Annotated in this window: 16 protein-coding genes; all 16 read right to left on the bottom strand. The window is 63.0% G+C overall.

Translation table 11 applies throughout. The annotated features are described in order from the left end of the window. Positions 1–10: 10 nt before the first annotated feature. The 16 genes from GYH29_RS04565 to GYH29_RS04490 all read right to left on the bottom strand — a co-directional run bounded on the left by GYH29_RS04565 (position 11) and on the right by GYH29_RS04490 (position 16,989). Positions 11–799 (bottom strand): fimbrial biogenesis chaperone, encoded by a 789-nt coding sequence (locus GYH29_RS04565; RefSeq protein WP_019103526.1) that lies wholly within the window; start codon positions 797–799, stop codon positions 11–13. Then, a complete protein-coding gene (locus GYH29_RS04560) occupies positions 780–1,301 on the bottom strand; it encodes a fimbrial protein (protein WP_043591924.1) in 522 nt (173 codons plus the stop codon). The genes GYH29_RS04565 and GYH29_RS04560 overlap by 20 nt, the downstream gene beginning before the upstream one ends. 487 nt (positions 1,302–1,788) lie before the next feature. Further along, positions 1,789–3,294, bottom strand: coding sequence for a lytic polysaccharide monooxygenase (locus GYH29_RS04555; protein ID WP_161523225.1), 1,506 nt, complete (start codon positions 3,292–3,294; stop codon positions 1,789–1,791). A gap of 261 nt (positions 3,295–3,555) precedes the next feature. Next, the gene (locus GYH29_RS04550; protein WP_161523224.1) at positions 3,556–5,013 is read right to left on the bottom strand and encodes a lytic polysaccharide monooxygenase; all 1,458 of its coding nucleotides are present in this window, start codon (positions 5,011–5,013) and stop codon (positions 3,556–3,558) included. Positions 5,014–5,185: 172 nt separating this feature from the next. Then, positions 5,186–7,465 (bottom strand): ATP-binding protein, encoded by a 2,280-nt coding sequence (locus GYH29_RS04545; RefSeq protein WP_019101948.1) that lies wholly within the window; start codon positions 7,463–7,465, stop codon positions 5,186–5,188. A gap of 199 nt (positions 7,466–7,664) precedes the next feature. Beyond that, a complete protein-coding gene (locus GYH29_RS04540; protein ID WP_019101947.1) occupies positions 7,665–8,348 on the bottom strand; it encodes a response regulator transcription factor in 684 nt (227 codons plus the stop codon). Positions 8,349–8,612: 264 nt separating this feature from the next. Further along, positions 8,613–9,071: a hypothetical protein gene (locus tag GYH29_RS04535; RefSeq protein ID WP_019101946.1), complete on the bottom strand. Its 459-nt coding sequence runs from the start codon at positions 9,069–9,071 to the stop codon at positions 8,613–8,615. Next, the gene (locus GYH29_RS04530) at positions 9,058–9,444 is read right to left on the bottom strand and encodes a type II secretion system protein (RefSeq protein ID WP_019101945.1); all 387 of its coding nucleotides are present in this window, start codon (positions 9,442–9,444) and stop codon (positions 9,058–9,060) included. The genes GYH29_RS04535 and GYH29_RS04530 overlap by 14 nt, the downstream gene beginning before the upstream one ends. Next, a complete protein-coding gene (locus GYH29_RS04525; RefSeq protein ID WP_107731625.1) occupies positions 9,419–9,895 on the bottom strand; it encodes a type II secretion system protein in 477 nt (158 codons plus the stop codon). The genes GYH29_RS04530 and GYH29_RS04525 overlap by 26 nt, the downstream gene beginning before the upstream one ends. A 7-nt stretch (positions 9,896–9,902) precedes the next feature. Next, complete coding sequence (locus GYH29_RS04520; RefSeq protein WP_081574663.1) at positions 9,903–11,735, bottom strand: secretin N-terminal domain-containing protein; 1,833 nt, start codon at positions 11,733–11,735, stop codon at positions 9,903–9,905. Between the two features lie 49 nt (positions 11,736–11,784). Further along, positions 11,785–12,228: a hypothetical protein gene (locus tag GYH29_RS04515; RefSeq protein WP_019101942.1), complete on the bottom strand. Its 444-nt coding sequence runs from the start codon at positions 12,226–12,228 to the stop codon at positions 11,785–11,787. Next, a complete protein-coding gene (locus GYH29_RS04510; protein ID WP_141113125.1) occupies positions 12,225–12,782 on the bottom strand; it encodes a GspMb/PilO family protein in 558 nt (185 codons plus the stop codon). The genes GYH29_RS04515 and GYH29_RS04510 overlap by 4 nt, the downstream gene beginning before the upstream one ends. A 32-nt stretch (positions 12,783–12,814) precedes the next feature. Further along, positions 12,815–13,348, bottom strand: coding sequence for a hypothetical protein (locus GYH29_RS04505; protein WP_019101940.1), 534 nt, complete (start codon positions 13,346–13,348; stop codon positions 12,815–12,817). Beyond that, on the bottom strand, positions 13,336–14,085 hold the full coding sequence (locus GYH29_RS04500) for a hypothetical protein (protein ID WP_141113124.1): 750 nt from the start codon (positions 14,083–14,085) through the stop codon (positions 13,336–13,338). Before GYH29_RS04500 ends, GYH29_RS04505 begins: the two co-directional genes overlap by 13 nt. Beyond that, complete coding sequence (locus tag GYH29_RS04495; RefSeq protein ID WP_198001636.1) at positions 14,066–15,646, bottom strand: GspE/PulE family protein; 1,581 nt, start codon at positions 15,644–15,646, stop codon at positions 14,066–14,068. Before GYH29_RS04495 ends, GYH29_RS04500 begins: the two co-directional genes overlap by 20 nt. A 152-nt stretch (positions 15,647–15,798) precedes the next feature. Then, on the bottom strand, positions 15,799–16,989 hold the full coding sequence (locus GYH29_RS04490; protein ID WP_019100327.1) for a type II secretion system F family protein: 1,191 nt from the start codon (positions 16,987–16,989) through the stop codon (positions 15,799–15,801).

Below are 16,989 nucleotides of genomic sequence, written 5' to 3'. Positions count from 1 at the left end.
TTCCGAGGAGTCATTCCGCTGTCACGGCGGCGGACTCGACTTCATTCACGCCGCCGTAATCATTGACATGCTTGAAACGCACTAAGAGCGGGCCGCTAGTCTGCGTCAGCCCCGGCACCGGCCAGTTGGCGCGCGAAAAAGGCGCCAGCATGTCCGCGCTGAAGATATGAGCCTTCTCACCGCTCACCACCTCGCCGCCGATTAGCGAGAGGTAATAGCCGCTGGGATTGTCGGCGACCAGTCGCCACGCGCGTCCCTGCCGTTGCAAGGAGAAGCGCAACTGGCCAGGCGCCTGCTCAACCTTGCCCTGGATGCCCGTCGGGCGGTAGAACAACTTGAGCCGGCTTCGCAGCATCACCATCATCTGGTTTTGCTCTGAAAATTCGCCGTTGACCGATGGAATCTGCAGCATATTGAAGTAGTAGACCGACTCCCGGTCCTGCGGCAGCTCGCTGCCGTCAAACACCAGCCGCACGGTCTGGCCGGCCTTGGGTTCCATGCGGAACACGGACGGCATGGCCGCGAACGGCGCCGTGGCGCGCTCCGGCGCAGAGTCCACCTCGCCGGCGTCCAACCACACTTGCACCACATTGGGTATCGAATCTTCGTTGCGCAGTTGGATGCTGCTCTCGCGGGCCTGGCCGGGATAGACGATGCGGGTATTGTTCAACACCACGCTAGCCCAGACCGCCGGCCAAGCCGCCAGCAAAATCAGCCCCGGCAGCAGCGCGCGCCGGAGCGCTGCGCTTAACGCGCCGCGCTCCGGCGGGCTGCTGCGTTTACAAGTAGGAAACCGCATACTGCACGCTGCCCAGTACCGACCCTGCGGTGGCGGCGCCTTCGGCATAGTAGCGGACGGCAAACTTATGCTCAGCCGAGGTAGCACCCTCCAGCAGCTCCAGACCTGGCGCCTTGTACCCCCCCGTCAGATCGAACGGAGTAGCCGGCGTAGCGGGGTCCAGTAGCTGCAGCGCCACCATCCCGGCGGTGCCGACGTTGCCGATATTGCCATCCGCTGTCAGGCTGTTGGCCACAAACACGGTATTAATCTTGGTGCCGCCAGCGGGTGCTGCTTCACAACCAGTCAGGCGAATGGTGAAATCGGTTTGCCCAGCCACGTCGCCTAGAGTGCTCAGACTGGTCGCCGGCACCGTCGGCAACAACACCAGCGGTGTGGCAGCATTGCCGTTGATATCCACCGAGCAGGTTTGCGAGGTCACTTCACCCTGGAAATTAATGGTGTTATCCGCCCATGCCAAAGCGGGCAAACACAAACTGGCCAAAACGGCAATTTTTTTCATGAAACTACTCTCCAATTGATATTGAACGCGCCTTTCAGACTCATATCACCTACTGCGTCGAGCCTGCGAATAAAGACAGGCGCAGTCTACGTTCTCCGGTTCAAACCACGAATAGGATTACTCCTAAAAAAACAAGCAATTACAAAAAACCGTAAGACCATCCCATTTCACTTCAAATAAAATTAAATTTATATTTAATAAATTAACATGAAGATTCTTTGGACGAATTTATTTGAATACACGTCATCCAAGCTAAACATCTCCGCATAATTAATTTATTCCTTGCCAGTCAACCCCACCGCTACGACGGTATAGGGAAAACATCCCCGGCACACGGCTCCACCCCTTATTCCAGCAGTTGGTCAAGGCGGTGTGGCATGGACGGAAGGTTTACGCTGACGCGTCAATGAACACCGCCCCGGCAGCTTAGCGGCCACCGGGGCGGGTTTGCGACGGCGACCGGCCTCAAGCCGTCGCCATCAAGGCCTTACTTGCCTTTGCACTGGTGGTGCATTTCCGGCGCGCCAACCACACGCCAAGCCCCCCACGGACCATCCGAGCCCGGTACAAGTCCCTTTGTCCACCAGCCGTTCATCCACTGCTTACCGTTGTAGGTCACCTTGGTGCACACCTTGTCATAGGTCTTGGCGGCATCCCAGTTACCCTCCACCGGCGGCGTGGTGCCGCTGTCGTCGGCCTTGACCGTCAGCGCATGCGCGGCGGTTTGCTCGCCTTTGCTGTTGCTGACCTTGACCTTGAAGCTGTAGGCGGTGTCCTGCTGCAGCGTCGGCGCTTTGAAGTTGAGGGTGGCGGAGTTCAGCGGCAGACCAGCAATATTGGGCGACACGGTCCACAAGTATTTCAAGTTGCTGCCGGAGGCGGCCTGGGCGCTCAAGCTGACGGCTTCGCCCGCCTTGGCTTCGGTCTTGCCGGTAACCGTGACCTTGCCCGGCGCGATTTCATCCACCGGCGGCGGCTTGATCTCGCCCATGGAGGTTTCGATTTCGAAGTTGTAGGCCTTATTGAGGCCATAGACCACGTTGTCGGTGGCGCTTTCCAGCGGCTTGACCTCGTTGTTCACCAGCTTGCCCAGCTTGACGATGCGGGACTCCTGATTCACTTGCTGAGCCAGCGCGTACACCCATTTTTCCGGCTGCTGCTGACCAGCGGCCACTGTGATTTCATGACGCCCAATATCGCTGCCGCGCGCGCGGTCGAACACGCGCATGGTCACTTTCATGCCAGGGCTCAGCACCGTTTTGCTCTTGTCGATTGTGCCGCTATGTTTCCACTGAACATTGGCCGAAGCCACATCCACATCGGAGCAGGAGTAGAAGGCTTCGTCGTTGTCGTCCGGAGCGCGCTGCCATACGGTGTAGACCACGCGCTTGCCGGTAGCCCAGGCCGGCAGCGTCACCGCGATGTCGGTGTAGCCGACTTTACGGCTGGCCAGATCGCCAGTCAGCTCCGGCCTATCGCGGCGTTGGTCCTTGCCGATGGACACCAGATCGTTCCAGGTCAGCGGCTTGGAGGGATCGTAGCTGTCCTTGCTGATGAATACCTCGAAATACTTGGTGTAGTGCGGAGCGCTCTGAGCGTAGCGGAAAGTCATTTTTCCATCCGCGCCCGGCGTCAGCACCGTGGCCGTCGGCCAGCTGTGCTTGGGGTTGTCCAGCTGGGCCCAACTGCCGGCTTTACCGCCGCCGCACAATTTGCCGTTGGGCACCAACTGCTGATGGTTGCCATCCGATTTAGCCTGGGCATTAGCGGTCCAGTCATCGACAGCATTCGCCGCGGCCTTGCAGCCCGAGAATTTGCTGGAGCCGTTCCAATGTCCACCCTCCAGCTTGCAAGCCACTTCACGGCTTACCGGGTAAGACATGGAGCCATGGGCGGAGGAGGTAGACGGGACAATGGCCATCAGGGAGGCGGCGATCTGGCTCAAAGCCAACACCGGCAGTGCGAGCTTGCCGGCGGTGCGAGGTGCGGTCATGTTTCTAAAACCTTAGTCTAGGGTTGGGTTGTCGCTCTTCTTGGCCGCCATCGGCCGAAAAAGGACTTGCCCGCATTGTTCCAAACCCCACCGCAGCACCCAATCATTCTCAATAAAAGCTAAATTTGGGAAATTCTTAATCAATATCCGCGATCAGCGGCAAAAGCCCGACAGGCCAATGCCTGCCGGGCAGAGCCCGAAACCGGGTCTTACACCTGCGCCCAGCTGGAACTCAGGCTGGGAGGGATGGCCATCCGAGCATTACTTGCCCTTGCACTGGCCGTGCATTTCAGCGGCGCCCGCCGCACGCCATACGCCCCACTTTCCATCCGACCCCGGAACCGTGCCCTTGGTCCACCAGCCGTTCATCCACTCCTTGCCGCCATATGTCACTTTGGCGCAGGGCTGGGCATAGGTTTTGGCCGCGTCCCAGCTGCCTTCAACCGGCGGCGGGGTATTGTCGGCCTTGACCAGCAACTGGTGGCTGGCGCTCTGGCTGCCCATCACATTGCTGACCTTGACTTGGAAGGTATAGCGGGTGTCTTGCTTCAGCGTCGGCGCCTTGAAGTTGAGGGTAGCGGCGTTCAGCGGCAGCCCGGCGATGCTGGGCGACACGGTCCACTGATATTTCAGATTGGTGCCGGCAGCGGGTTTGGCCGACAGGCTGACATTGGCGCCGCCGTTGACGCTGGCCGGGCCGCTAACGGTGACTTTGCCCGGCGGAATCTCGTCCACCGGCGGCTTGCCGCCCTCGTCCGATTGCTCCAGCGCGAAGCTGTACTCCTTGCCCAGGCCGAATACGGTGTTGGCGGCAGCGTTCTTAACCGGCACCACTTTGCCGTTTTCCAGTTGGCCGACTTTGACCACGCTGGATTTTGCGTTGGCCTCAGTGGCCAAAGCATAGGTCCAATCATTGGCCGCAGTTTGGCCGGCGGCGATCTTGATCGAATGCTTTTCAAGATCCGTACCGCGCAATTTATTGAAAATGCGCAGGGTGATGGTGGTGTCGAGCTTGGCGTCGAACGGCCTGGACACCAGCGGCCCCAGTGGCTTGAAGTCGACGTTGTTGGCCACGATGTCAACGTCGGAGCAGCTGTAGAAAGCTTCGCCGCTGTCGCTGCGCTGCCATACGTTGTAGATCACCCGCTTACCCTGCATGCCGGCTGGGATCTTGACGTCCAGCTTGGTTTTGGCGCTAGGCGCCACCGCGCCGGAGTCGCCGATCAGTTGCAGGTCGTCCCATTTCAGCGGACGCTTGAAATCATAGGAATCCTTGCTGATATAGGATTTGAAATAGGCCGTCTGATGCTGAGCTGTCTGATGATAGGTCATCGTGTATTTGCCGTCCGGCCCCGGCTGGATGGTGGTGGCCGGCCAGTCAACGGCCGCATCCAGGCCGCCAAATTTTTTAGCGCCACCAGCGCACAGCTTGCCGTTGGGCACCACTTGCTGGTGATTGCCGTGGGCGCTGCCTTGGAGCACGCTATTCCAGTCGTAGATGGCTTGCGAGCCGCCGCCTTGCTTGACGGCCTGGCACCCCGGTGTTCGAGGGGATTCAGGATTATCCGCGGAGTGGCAATATTTAATGCGGCTAATCGGCTCTTCCATCGAACCATGGGCGGAGGCGGCGACTGGTGCCAGCAACATCAGAGAAGCGGCGATCTGACTCAACGCCAGCGCGGGCAGAGCGAAACTGCCGGCCTTGCGGGATTGGGACATGGTGTTCCTTGTATAAAGGTGGGTGGGGTACATCAGCGTCCGTTCTAGGCCTTCCGCGCAGCGGCGATAGGATATTGAACGGCTTCAGAGGCCGGGACAGCGCCCAGCGCCGTCACTGCCCGCACCATTGTTCCAAACCCCTACTGCTCCCCCAATCAATCTCAAGAGATGCTCAAGCAGACCCGCACGCTCCAAGCTCCTTCTCCGCCTCTATCTTTGGAGCCAGCAACAGGAACTCACTTCCGAGTCTGCTTTGAGATTTGACCTCTACCCTGCCGCCATGGCTTTGCATCACCGCCTTGACAAAGGGCAGGCCCAAACCAGCCCCGTCGCGGCGGCCTTCGTCCACTTGATAAAACAGTTCAAACAGCCTGGGCAGCGCATGCTCGGGAATGCCTATGCCCTGGTCCGTCACGCTGATGCCGGCCATCTCGCCCCATCGTTCCAGTCTCACCACGATATGGCTATTGGGCGGCGAGTATTTGACGGCGTTGTCCAGTACATTGACCACGGCGCGCAGCAGCATGTCGTAATGCCCTCGCACCCAAAGCGCTTCCACTGTTTCCGGCCCATGCAGCGTGATGCGTTTTTGACGGGCGCTGGCTTCGATCTGGTCCATCGCGTCTTCGGCCAGATCGGTCAACGCCACTGGCAGAAAGCTGGACGGATCGAGTTGTTCCGCCCTAGAGAGTTGCATGAAATCCTGCGCCACGCGCAGGCTGTAATGCACTTGTCGACGGAGATCGTTGAAGAATTGATCCTGCCGCGGCCCGGTCTCGCCGCCTCGCTGTTCAATCATCGCCAGCATGGTGGTCAACGGGTTGCGCAGGTCGTGCGCCATCTGGCGCAGCACGCGCCGGTCGCCGGATACGCTGGCCTTGACGTTTTGCAGGTCTACCAGACTGATCAGGCTGCTGGACAGTCCGTCGCACAGTTCATGACAAGGCGTGACCAACAACAAGTGCTCGCCCTGGCCGCTACGCACCTCTTCCACGCCGATACCGCCGCTGCGGAGCGCCTTCTCGCGGGCCGGCGCGGCCAGATCCAGCACCCAGGCTTCAGCTTTATCCGAGGCGCCGTGCTCGCACAGCAGCTTGCGCGCCGCCTGGTTGCTGAGAATGATTTTGCCGCCCTGTTCAAAGAAAATGGGGTAAGGCAACATATTGAGCACGCTGGCGTAAGAGTTTTGCCAGGCGCGCATCTGCCGCATCAAGCGCTCTATTTCATCAGCGCCGGCTTCGGTCACCTGGGCGCGTAGCGGCAGATTCATGCCGGCCTCGCGCAAGCTCAGTTGCATCGCAGCCATTTCCTGCCGTAACAATAGATGGGTCTTTGTCTGCCAGCGCCAAGCGCAGCCGGCGTAGATCAGCAGACCTCCGATCAAAGGCGAGCTCACAGGAATCCAAACCTGGCTCTGCAGCAGTAGCAAGGTGGACACCAGCCAACAGCCTCCCAGCCACAAACAGGCGCGGACATGCATGCGCGCCGGCGGCGTCAACAGGCAGATCAGCAACAGGACGAACATAATGCCGAAGTTGACCAATAGCTTATACGGAGCGGCCAACATGGCAACCGGGCCGTGATTCATCAGGGTTTGGGTTTGCAAGGCCAGAATCTGGCTGCGGGTGTGACCTTCTCGATCCAGTGGATAACGGTTGGCGCGCAGCCCCTTAAACGGGTCCAGCGCCAGGTGCCCCACAAAAACGATCTTATTGTGAAACGCCTGCCGCGGCACCGCGCCGGTCAACACATCCAACATCGAATACTGCTGAATATGGTGCTGAGCAGGCAGCACCAGCAGCCAGCCGTCGGCTTGCGGCGTGCAGCGCCGCCACAGCGCGGCAAAACACCAGGTATTTTCCCGCGGCGGCAGCTCATAGCCGGCGACGCGGATAGCCTCCATCACCATATGCGGGGCGAGTTTCTCCCCATGCAGCTTGTAAGGCACGATGCCGGTGACCACGCTGCGGTCGCCAATCAGCAGCTCGCGATGTCCTTGCCCAGCCGCAGCGGCGTACACGGCTGAGGGTCCGGGGCCGTCTCTCCCCTCCCCTTGCTGGAATTCGGCCGGCAAAGCCAGCACTACGCGGCCATGACGCCGAATGGCGTTCGCCAGCATGCCTTCGTCTCGGCGCGACATCAGGTTCATATTCAGCGCCACGCTGTCCGCCTGGCTCAGGCGCTCGAGCAAAGAGGCATAGAGCACATTGCCGTTGACCTCTTCGCGCCCCAACGCCTGGACCGTGGCCTGGTCGACGTTGACGAGCACGACATCGTGTTCATCGTCTTCGGTTTGCAGTGTGGAGAGCAGTTCGAAATACAAGCGGTCCAGCGAATGGAACAGGGCATCCTGATTGGGGATGGCAAACACCACCGCCAACAGGACGAAAGCGATCAGGAAGCGCACATCATGCCGACGCACGCGCCGAAGCGCTTGGCAAAACCATTTCATAAGACATCCAAAACGCGGAATGAGAACGCAGGGGATCGAACTTCCGACGCCAGACTCTGAACTTGTTTAAAATCCACCGGGCAAGCGGGGCAAGACAGCACCGGCTGAAGACGCGAAGCGGGCATACGACAGGCGCGCATTCAGAAGACGACGTTCATCACGCGCGGCGTCCCCCGATGCGCCACGGATTATGAACAGCTCAGACTCTCTCCAGCCGGTAGCCGTAGTTGTACACGGTGGAGATCACCACGCCGTTGCGCGGTCTCAAACCCAGCGCCGAGCGCAGATTGCTGACATAAGTGGCCAGGCTGGCGTCGTATTTGCGGTCCGGCTGGCCCCAGATGCGCTGACTGAGGAAGTCCTTGGTCAGAATGCGGCCCAGGTTGCGGAACAACAGCGTGGCCAAAACGAATTCTCGCGCCGGCAGCGTGGCTTTGCCGCCGGGAAAACTGATGCTGCGCGCCTCCGGGTTGAAAGTGTAGCCGTCCACCTCGAACGAGGCCTCCGGATCACCCAGCCGCTGCTGCTTGCGGAACTGGGCGTTCAACCGCGCCAGCAGTTCCCGCTCGCGAATCGGCTTTTGCAGGTAATCGTCGGCGCCGTGCTCCAAGGCCAGCACGATGTCTTCTTCGTCGTCGCGCTGGGTCACCATCAGAATGGGCAGCGCTTGCGGCAACTTGGCGCGCGCCCACTTGAGCACCTCCACTCCGTCCCGGCCCGGCACCCCCCAATCCAGCAGCATCGCGTCGCAGCGCTGTTGCCGAAATTGAGCGACGAATTGGTCTCCATCGGCGCAGGTGATGGGCTGATGGCCATGCTGCTCCAACAACCTGACGATGCTGCTGGATTGGAGCGGGCAGTCTTCTAAAATTGCGACAATCATAATATGTGTTTCGGTTAAATGAGGCGGATTCACGGTAGAAGCGGCAACGGAGAGCACCAGTGCCTCTGTGCGCTCGCGAATTCCAAAGCTATAGACAGGAGGCCGCCGCAAATCGCAAAAGAAGGTGATTCTTACGGAAGGATGACTAGGGAAGATATAGGATTACTCTTAACTTTCTCAATAAGCCCTTAATTAATCCATCCTCATTAGGATCAAAACAAACAAAAAATCATTCCAAAGCAATAAATATCCCCTGCATCAGCCTCACAGCGCGGTTGGCGCCAAAAACACCCATTGCCGGTAGCTGCCCTTGTCGGCGAAATCGCCCAGCTCCGCGGCGAAGCCCCGCTGTTTCAGCGGCCGGCCCTCCGCCAGGCTATGCACGCCCACGATGCCGCCGTCCGCGCCCTTGATCAGCCCCCATTCCGGCTTGCCCGTCAGCGGATCGGCATAGAGCCGGCGCAGGTAGCGGCGGGTAAAGGGCAAGCGCTCGTCCTTGAGCAGGGCTTCCAGGGACTTGGGATAGGCCGGCGCGGGGCCGGAACGATGGTAGGCGGCGATGGCGCGCTGCAATTGCAGGCCGATATGCAGCAGCTCTTCTTCTTTGTCGCGTTGCAGTTGCCGGCTCCAGGCGCTGGCCGCCGCGCTGAGGGCGACGCCCATGGCCAGCGACAGCGCCAGCACCCCCAGGTAGGCCAGCCCGCGCTGCTTACCAACTGCCATAGCTGCTGCCGTCCAGGCCTACGCCAGGCGCGCCGCTGGCCACGTCGCCAACGCCCCCCTCCTCCGCCGGCTTGGTTTGCCAGCCGTCGCGCCGGCCGGCAACGGGATCGAGCGGCAACTCGCGCAGATAGCGGCCGCCCACCAGATCCTGCAAGGCGGACGGATTGGCGCCGTGGTCGGCGCGGTAGTCGTCTATCGCCTGGCGCAGCGCGGCCAGATTGTGGCGCAGCACGGTTTCGCGGGCGCGATCGTTATGCTTGAAGTAGCTGGGGCCAACCAGGGCCATCAGCGCGCCGATGATACTCATGACCACCAGCAATTCAATCAGGGTGAAGCCGCGCGCCGGCTTACCATTGTTGGTAGGGTACGCCATTGATGCCCTTTCTGAGGCTTTTGGAACGGATGTCGTATACGTCGCCGCCGGAGGAGAACGCCTCGGCCGAGCTGGCGTAGCTGCGCGTCTCCCAACTGGCCGCCGGGTCCGCGCCCGCGCAGCCTTCGCACATCGGATCCGCCGGCAGCCGCCTCAGGAAGTAGAGCTTGCCGCCGTTGGGGTCGCTCTTGTCCGTCACCCCGTCGACCAGGCTGGCGAGGCTGGGCGGGTAGCCGCTGCGATCCGGCGAAACCTCTATCTTCTTGTCAGTCACCGCTTGGCGGTAGGCGTCGATGGCATTGCGGATCTGCCGCAGGCTGTGTCTAAGCTCCGCTTCCTGCGCGCGCCGTCTGCTCAGTTCGCTCAGCGGGAGACTGGCTCCCAGCAGCAACGCCATCAGGGTGAGCGCGGCCAGCATCTCGATCAGAGTGAAACCGGTTTGACGCGACATAAGCACCTCAGGGCGCGGCCAGCGGGCTGTCCAGCGCCGGCGCGGCGGCATTGGCGGGAACGACCGGCCTGGCCGCTTCGGTAGTCAGACGCTCCAGTGTCATTCGCCCCTCTGTGCCGGAATGGAAGTAGCTGTTGGAGGCCGCCGGCAGGTCCAGCGCCCGCTCGATGCGCGGAGTCAGCAGCAAAATGAGCTCGGTGTTTTCCGCGCTCCGCTTCTGGCTGCCGAACAAGCTGCCCAGCCAACCCAGGGTGCTGAGACCGGGCAGGCCGCTGCTGCCACGGTCGTACTGCTGTTTGATCAGGCCGGCCAGCACCTGGGTTTCGCCATCTCGCGCGGTCATCACGGTTTCGGCGTTGCGGGTGCTCATCGGATAGACGGTGCCGCCGCCGGCGGTCTTGACTTCGCCCTTGAGATTGCTGACCTCCATATTGACCTTGACGCTGACTTCATTGCTGAGGCTGATCCGCGGTTCCACTTGCAGGATCAGGCCGACATCCTGATAGTTGACCGACTCCGTCACCACGCCGTTGGCGTTGGTGGTGGTAACCACCGGCACTTTCTCCCCTATCTTGATGCTGGCCTTTTCCATATTACGCACACGGATCTTGGGGTTGGCCAGCACCTTGGTCTTCCCCTGTCTTTGCAGAAGTTTGATCGCCGCGCCCAGGTCCCCGCCATTGCTGCCTCCTACGCCGATGCCGTCGCGGTTCAGGCCCAGCAGGTCTCCCACCGTCACCTTGTCCGAGCCCTCTTTCGGCAGCACCGAAAAACGCAGCTCCGCCGGATAGTCGACGCCGACGTCGAGCACGTCGTTGGTGTTCACCTCCAGTACTTGCACATCCATGGTCACTTCGGACTGAGCGATGTCCAGGCTGGCCACCAGCCGTTCGATCACCGCCATCACTTCCGGCGTATCCCGCACGATCACCGCATTGGTGCGCTCGTCCAGGTGGACGTTCTTGGGCGAGCTGATCTGGCGCAGCGCGGCCAGCACATGGCTGGCGTTGGCCTGACTCAGGTAGAAGGCGCGGGTGAGCAGCTCCTGATATTCCTTGGCTTTTTCCGATCGCGCAGAGTAGATCAGCATGCTGTGCTGGCTAAGCACTTTCTTTTCCAGCTGATGGGTGCGCAACAGCAGATTGATGGCATCTTCCGCCGTGGTCTGACTGGCTACGATGCTGGCGGGGGCGGCGATGGGCACTTCCGGGTCGAACACGAAGTCGATGCCGGCCAGTTGGGAAATCGCGTCGAAGATGCTGGAAATCGGCTGTATCTTGAAGTTCAGCGTCACCGGCTGTCGCAGGGCTTCGGCCAGGCTGGGGCGCGCGTCACGGCGGCCGGCTTCCTGATTTTGCAGTTCATCGCGCAGCGCTTGCGCTTGCGGGTAGTCGGGCTGTTCCTGCAAGATGCGGCCCAGCCGTTCCAGCGCCTCGCGCGGACGCTGCGCACCGATCTCGGCGGCGGCGTCCAGCTCCAGCTTCAACCGCAGCCGGCGCTCCAGTTGCCGTTTCAACTGCTGGGCGCGCATATGCTCCGGCGCCAGCGCCAGCAAGCGGCTCACTTCCGCCAGCGCGGCCGCGTCGTCGCCGGTGTCCATCCTGGCCTTGGCCGTCCGCAGAGCCTCCTCCGCCAACGCCGCGCTCTTGACCACAACGTTTTTGCGGCGCTCGACATCGTCGGGCTTCCGCCGCAAGGCGGTTTCGGCAGCGCGCAATTGTTCTTCTGCGCCGGGCTGGGAAGCCGGATCGAAGATTTTCTTGACCGGCCCGGGCAGCGCGCATCCGCCCAGCGTCAATCCGAGGGCGAGGGCCAGCAGTGTGGGTTTGCAATGTCTCATGATGCCTGGTGCCTAGTGAAAACGGCGTCGTCGCGGTGACAATGACGCCTCAGTTAGCCAATGGATGCAGCGGAATCGAATGCTCTCGCCCTTCGGTGTCCAGCAGCAGCACGCGCTCCGCCTCCACAGCCTTGAATGTGTATTGCTCCGCCAGCTTTGCGCCCGGCTGCAAGGCCTTGGGCATCCTGCAGCCAGCGCATAGCAGGAAACTGCGCCCAAGCCCCTCCAACACCACCACGCGCTGGCCGTCCTGCCGCCATTCGCCGACGGCGCTGAACGGCGCCGGCGCGGCTTCAGACGGAGCCTCCGGCAAGGGAGCGGCCAGCTCCGGCGCGGCGTCCGCCGGCGGGACGACGGGCTTGGTCTCCTCGCGCAGAGACGCCCAGTTCTGAATTGGAAACAGGTTGACGCCGCCGGCCTGCGGCCCTTGCGCCAGCGCCAGCGTCGCACAAGCCAGCGCGAGGCCGCCCAGCCAATGCGCGCCCCGCCTCATCGCCCTGCTCCCAGCAGGCTGAATCGCATGCGCATGCTCAAGGCCTCGGTGTCGGTGTGCGGCCGCTCCAGCGTCAGCGCTTCCAGCCTCAACAGCGGCTGCGCGGCCAACTCGCCCAAGGCCGCCATCAAATCCGGATAACGTCCGCTGGCGCTCAGCTCCACCGAGACGCGGCGCAAAGCGCCGCCCGCCTCCACTTCCTCCCGGTAGCTGGCCTCGGACACGCTCAGACCGGACTGTCGCAGTTGCTCCAGCAAGGCCAGCTTGCGCGGAACCAGCGCCAGCCGCAATTGGGCCTGCCATTGCCGCTCTCGCCCCGCCGTCGTCGCCTGCTGCGCGCGCAACGGGGCGCTCAATTGCTGACGGCGCTGTTGCAAATCCGTATCTTGCGCCTCTTGCACCAGCGCGCCGTAAACCAGCAGCAGACCGGAGGCCGCCAGCGACAACCGGCCGCCGCGTCCCAGCCGGCAAGCCAGCGTTTGCCGTTGCCAACGCAGCCTGGCGCGCCATTGCCGTCCGCCGCCGACGGGCCGGGCGCCGCGTTTGAAAGCCACAAGCCAACGTCCAGCGCTTTGCATCCAGGCCCTCATCGCAAGACCACCTGCACCGTGGCCAGCACCGCCTGGTTCGGATCGCCGGGCTTGAGCCCGTGCCGCAGCAGCTGCGCCTGGCCCTGGCCGGACGGCAGATTCAACCGTTCGACGAAATGGAACACTTCCCGCAGCTCCGCCGCGGCCAGCTCCAGCCTGGCTTGTTTGCCAGCGCCTTCAAGATGCAGCGACAAAATACCCAAGCGCGGCGACCAGGCTTGTTCGATCGCCCTCAGCAGCGCCGGGCGCAGCCGGGTTTGATCGTCGCCTTGGGCCTGCAGCAAGGCCTGCGCCTTGCGCGCTTCCGGCGAGGCGGCCTGGTCGCGACGCTGTTCGCGCTCGCGCAAGAAACGTTGTTGCTCCCGCCGCTGCTCCCAGGCAGCGGTGTCCTCTGCCAGCAGCTCCAACTCCCATTGCCGCCAGCCCAGCGCCGCCAACAGCGTCAGCAAGACAATGGCGGCGACGCCGGCCAGCGGCGCGCTCGCCTCGGGGCGGCTAAAGTCCAGGCCGCGGGCATTCAAGCGGCGCATGGCTGGCTAGCAAGAAGAGGGTGGGGAAAACCCAGCCAGCGCGCTCGCGCCGCCAGCGGCTGCTGCGTCGGACCTTGGGTCGCGCACCAGTCGTAGTCGCCGCCGGGCTCGCGGCCGCACAAGGCCTCTGCCGCCGCCACGCCTTCGGCCGCGCACTGTCCCGGCGCCAGCGCCAGGGTGAGCAGTTCTTCCCAACCGCGCTCGCCCCGCCACAAGCAGGTGACGGCGCCAGCCTCGGCCAATACCAGCCCGCCCGAGGCCGGCGCGCGCGAATGGTGTTGCAGGCAGGAGGACAGCAAGTCGCGGCAGCCGGCCAGCCGCCAGCCGGCCTCCCGCGCGGCGGCGCGCAAGCCGGCCACTAGCGGAAGCTGGGCGGCGAAGGCCAGCCGCGCCGCGCCGTAAGCCGCCGGCGCCAGGCGAATGTCCAGTTCCCCCGCTACGCCGCGTTCGCGCAGCAGCCCCTGCGCGTAGGCCCGCCACTGGCCGCGCTGTCCGGGCAGACCGTCCTGCCACGGCAAGAGCTGACTATGCGCCCACGGATATCCCAACAGCACTTGCACGCGGTTGCGCCAAGCCGGCCGTCGGCGCTTGACGCCGCCTAGCAACATGGCCAGCGCCTCGGCCGGCTTGCCGTGATGACGACAGCGCCACGGCTGGCCCGGGATGTCGCCTGGCGGCAGCAGGGTGGCCAGTTCGGCGTCGATCAATACGATTCTGTCATTCCATGGCCACGGCACGGCTGACCTCCTGATAGGTGGTGAGTCCGCGCGCTACCGCCTCCCGGGCGGCGTCGCGCAGCGATTGATAGTCGGCGCATTGCGCCAGCGCCTGTTGGCGCTTCTGCGGCGAGCGCTCCAGCAGCGCGTCTTTCATCCGGCTATCCAGACGCAGCACTTCCGCCAGCGCAATGCGGCCGTGGAAGCCGCCGCCGCGACAGTGGTCGCACCCCGCGCCGGCGCAAGCGACGCAAAGCCGGCGCACTAGGCGCTGCGATACCACGCCGTTGAGCGCTTCCAGAAAAGTGGCCGCCTCCACACCCATGTAGAGGAAGCGGTCTATCACGCTAAAGGCGTCGTTGGCGTGTACCGAGGACAGCACGCGGTGGCCGGTCAGCGCCGACTGCACAGCGATGGCGGCGGTTTCGGCGTCGCGGATTTCGCCCACCAGAATGGTGTCCGGATCATGACGCAGGATGGAGCGGAGACCGCGGGCGAAGGTCAGACCTTTTTTCTCGTTCACCGGAATTTGCAGAATGCCGGCCATTTCGTACTCCACCGGATCTTCGATGGTGATGATTTTTTCCTCGCCGGTGTTGATCTCCGCCAGCGCGCCGTACAAGGTGGTGGATTTGCCGCTGCCTGTGGGTCCGGTGATCAAGGTCAGGCCGTAGGGCAGTTGCGCCAGCGCGCGCACGCGGCGCGCGGTCTCTCCGTGAAAGCCCAAGCTGTCCAAGTTCAGGCTGTCGCCTCGTTGGGATTTGTCCAACAGGCGCAATACGGCGTTTTCTCCGTGGGCGCCCGGCATGATGGAGACGCGGAAATCCACCTCGCGGCCTTGCAACGCCACCTTGAAGCGGCCGTCCTGCGGCACGCGCTTTTCCGCAATGTCCAGGCTGGACAGCACTTTCAGCCGCGACATGGTCTGGCTGGCCGCCAACTGTCCCGGCACCTGACGTATGGACTGCATCACGCCGTCGATGCGGTAGCGGATTTGCAGCCCGTCGTCGCGCGATTCCAGGTGGATGTCGCTGGCGCGGCTTTGCAAGGCGTCGTACAGGGTCATGTTAACCAGACGAATCACCGGACTTTCATCCTTGGCCAGGCTGGTCAGCGAGATCGACTCCACCGCTTTGGCCAGGCTGTCCTCGGCCAAGTCCACTTCCGCGCCGTCCATCACCCGCTCGCGGGCCTCCGCCTGCTTCAGCCAGGCGTCGACCACGCCTGGTAAACAGATAGCGAAGCGCTGCTCGCCGCCCAACAGCCGGTTTTGTAAACGCAGTCGCAGATCCAGCCGCAGCGGCTCGGCCATCACCAGATACAGCCCGCCCCGCCACTCCAGCGGCGCCGCCCGACAAGACAGGGCCTCAGCCAGAGGCAGCAGATCGAAGCGCGCAGCCGCCTCTCCTACCTGAGCCTCGCTCAGAGCGGCCAGGCCCAGCAGCCGGGCAGCCAGCGGCAGGCTGCCCGGCTCGCGCTCCAGTTGCCTGCTCAACAGCTCGGCCATAGGCAGGTCTTGTTCTCCGCTTTCGCGCCTCCATTGCCAACCGGCCGGCGACGCGGAGTCCATTAATGCTCCCATCACACCTCCTCTAAGCCTGTTCGTAATCTGCCGCGCTGCGGCGATACTATGTTGAAAACTCCTTAAGAAATGCCCATGCACCACCGGTACATTCCGCTTTCTCAACCGTTTTCGCCTGGTCTCGCTCTTACTCGAGAGATTTGAACTAGCCCTCACCCCATCCCGCCGGCCAATTCGAAAATCGGCATATACAGCAGGGCGACGATCAGACCGACCAAACCGCCCACCGCCAACATCAAAATCGGTTCGAATACTTTGCTGAACACTTCTATCGCTTGATCCAGCGCGCCGTCGTGAAACTGGGCGATGCGCTCGCACATGCCGCCCAGGTCGCCGCTCTGTTCGCCAACCCTCAGCAGCCGCTCCGCCACCGCCGTGGTCAGCTCGTGGCGCGCCAGGGTGTCCGCCACCGGCCGGCCGGCGCGCAACTCTTCCAGCGCGCGGTCCAGGCGCTGGCCATACGCGGCCGGCAGCAGCCGTCCGGACAATTCAAAAGCCTGCAAGGCCGGCGTGCCGCCGGCGATCAACAAGCCGGCGGTGCGGTAAAACCGAGCCAACACAAACAGACGCGCGACATCGCGCAGCCGGGGCAGCGTCCACAACAGGCTCAACAAAAAGTGCTGAGTGCGCTGCGCGCGCAACAGCAGGCACAGCGCAGCCAGTCCCGCGGCCAGGCCCGCCCCCAGCAAGCCGCCGTGCGCCTGCACTAGCCGCGCCCACCACAGCATGGCTGCGGCGGTGGCCGGCAGCTCGCGCAGCGATTCGAACACCACGGCGAAACGGGGAATCACGAAAAACAGCATGAACAGCAGGATGCCGAAACCAACGGAGAGCACCAGCGCCGGGTAGACCAGCGCGCCGGTCACCCGCTTGCGGATGGCGACAATGCGCAGTTCGTAGTACTGATAGCGCTTCAAGGCCGCCGGCAGCTGGCCGCTGCCTTCGGACGCGGCCACGGTGGCCGCCAGCAGGGCCGGAAACACATCCGGCTGGGCCTCCATCGCCCGCGACAGCGGCTGCCCCTGGTACAGGGCTTGCAATAGCCGGTCCAGCACGCTCTGCAATGCTTTGTCGCCTCCGCCGGCCTGATCGCGCAGCGCTTGCAGCGCTTCGATCAAAACCAGGCCAGCCTCCAGCAACGCCGACAGTTCTTGCAACAGCAGGCCCAGCGCCGCGCCCTTGAGCGCGCGCTCGGCTCGTCCGCCGCCGGCTTCGCGCGCAGCCTCCAGTACCAGGCCGTCGTCCGCGCTCAACTGAGCCAACGCGGCAGCCTCACTGTCCGCCCGCACTCGATGCGTCCTCACCTCGCCCTGCCGCAGCACGCTGATCCGATAGGCCCCCAT

It is taken from the genome of Chromobacterium haemolyticum, assembly GCF_009936155.1.
GTDB lineage: Bacteria > Pseudomonadota > Gammaproteobacteria > Burkholderiales > Chromobacteriaceae > Chromobacterium > Chromobacterium haemolyticum.
This window is presented reverse-complemented; position numbering and strand designations above follow the sequence as displayed.

Coding starts and splice junctions, on each gene's coding strand:
- GYH29_RS04565 (WP_019103526.1), bottom strand. CDS start 799: ATGCGGTTTCCTACTTGTAAACGCAGCAGCCCGCCGGAGCGCGGCGCG.
- GYH29_RS04560 (WP_043591924.1), bottom strand. CDS start 1,301: ATGAAAAAAATTGCCGTTTTGGCCAGTTTGTGTTTGCCCGCTTTGGCA.
- GYH29_RS04555 (WP_161523225.1), bottom strand. CDS start 3,294: ATGACCGCACCTCGCACCGCCGGCAAGCTCGCACTGCCGGTGTTGGCT.
- GYH29_RS04550 (WP_161523224.1), bottom strand. CDS start 5,013: ATGTCCCAATCCCGCAAGGCCGGCAGTTTCGCTCTGCCCGCGCTGGCG.
- GYH29_RS04545 (WP_019101948.1), bottom strand. CDS start 7,465: ATGAAATGGTTTTGCCAAGCGCTTCGGCGCGTGCGTCGGCATGATGTG.
- GYH29_RS04540 (WP_019101947.1), bottom strand. CDS start 8,348: ATGATTGTCGCAATTTTAGAAGACTGCCCGCTCCAATCCAGCAGCATC.
- GYH29_RS04535 (WP_019101946.1), bottom strand. CDS start 9,071: ATGGCAGTTGGTAAGCAGCGCGGGCTGGCCTACCTGGGGGTGCTGGCG.
- GYH29_RS04530 (WP_019101945.1), bottom strand. CDS start 9,444: ATGGCGTACCCTACCAACAATGGTAAGCCGGCGCGCGGCTTCACCCTG.
- GYH29_RS04525 (WP_107731625.1), bottom strand. CDS start 9,895: ATGTCGCGTCAAACCGGTTTCACTCTGATCGAGATGCTGGCCGCGCTC.
- GYH29_RS04520 (WP_081574663.1), bottom strand. CDS start 11,735: ATGAGACATTGCAAACCCACACTGCTGGCCCTCGCCCTCGGATTGACG.
- GYH29_RS04515 (WP_019101942.1), bottom strand. CDS start 12,228: ATGAGGCGGGGCGCGCATTGGCTGGGCGGCCTCGCGCTGGCTTGTGCG.
- GYH29_RS04505 (WP_019101940.1), bottom strand. CDS start 13,348: ATGCGCCGCTTGAATGCCCGCGGCCTGGACTTTAGCCGCCCCGAGGCG.
- GYH29_RS04495 (WP_198001636.1), bottom strand. CDS start 15,646: ATGGGAGCATTAATGGACTCCGCGTCGCCGGCCGGTTGGCAATGGAGG.
- GYH29_RS04490 (WP_019100327.1), bottom strand. CDS start 16,989: ATGGGGGCCTATCGGATCAGCGTGCTGCGGCAGGGCGAGGTGAGGACG.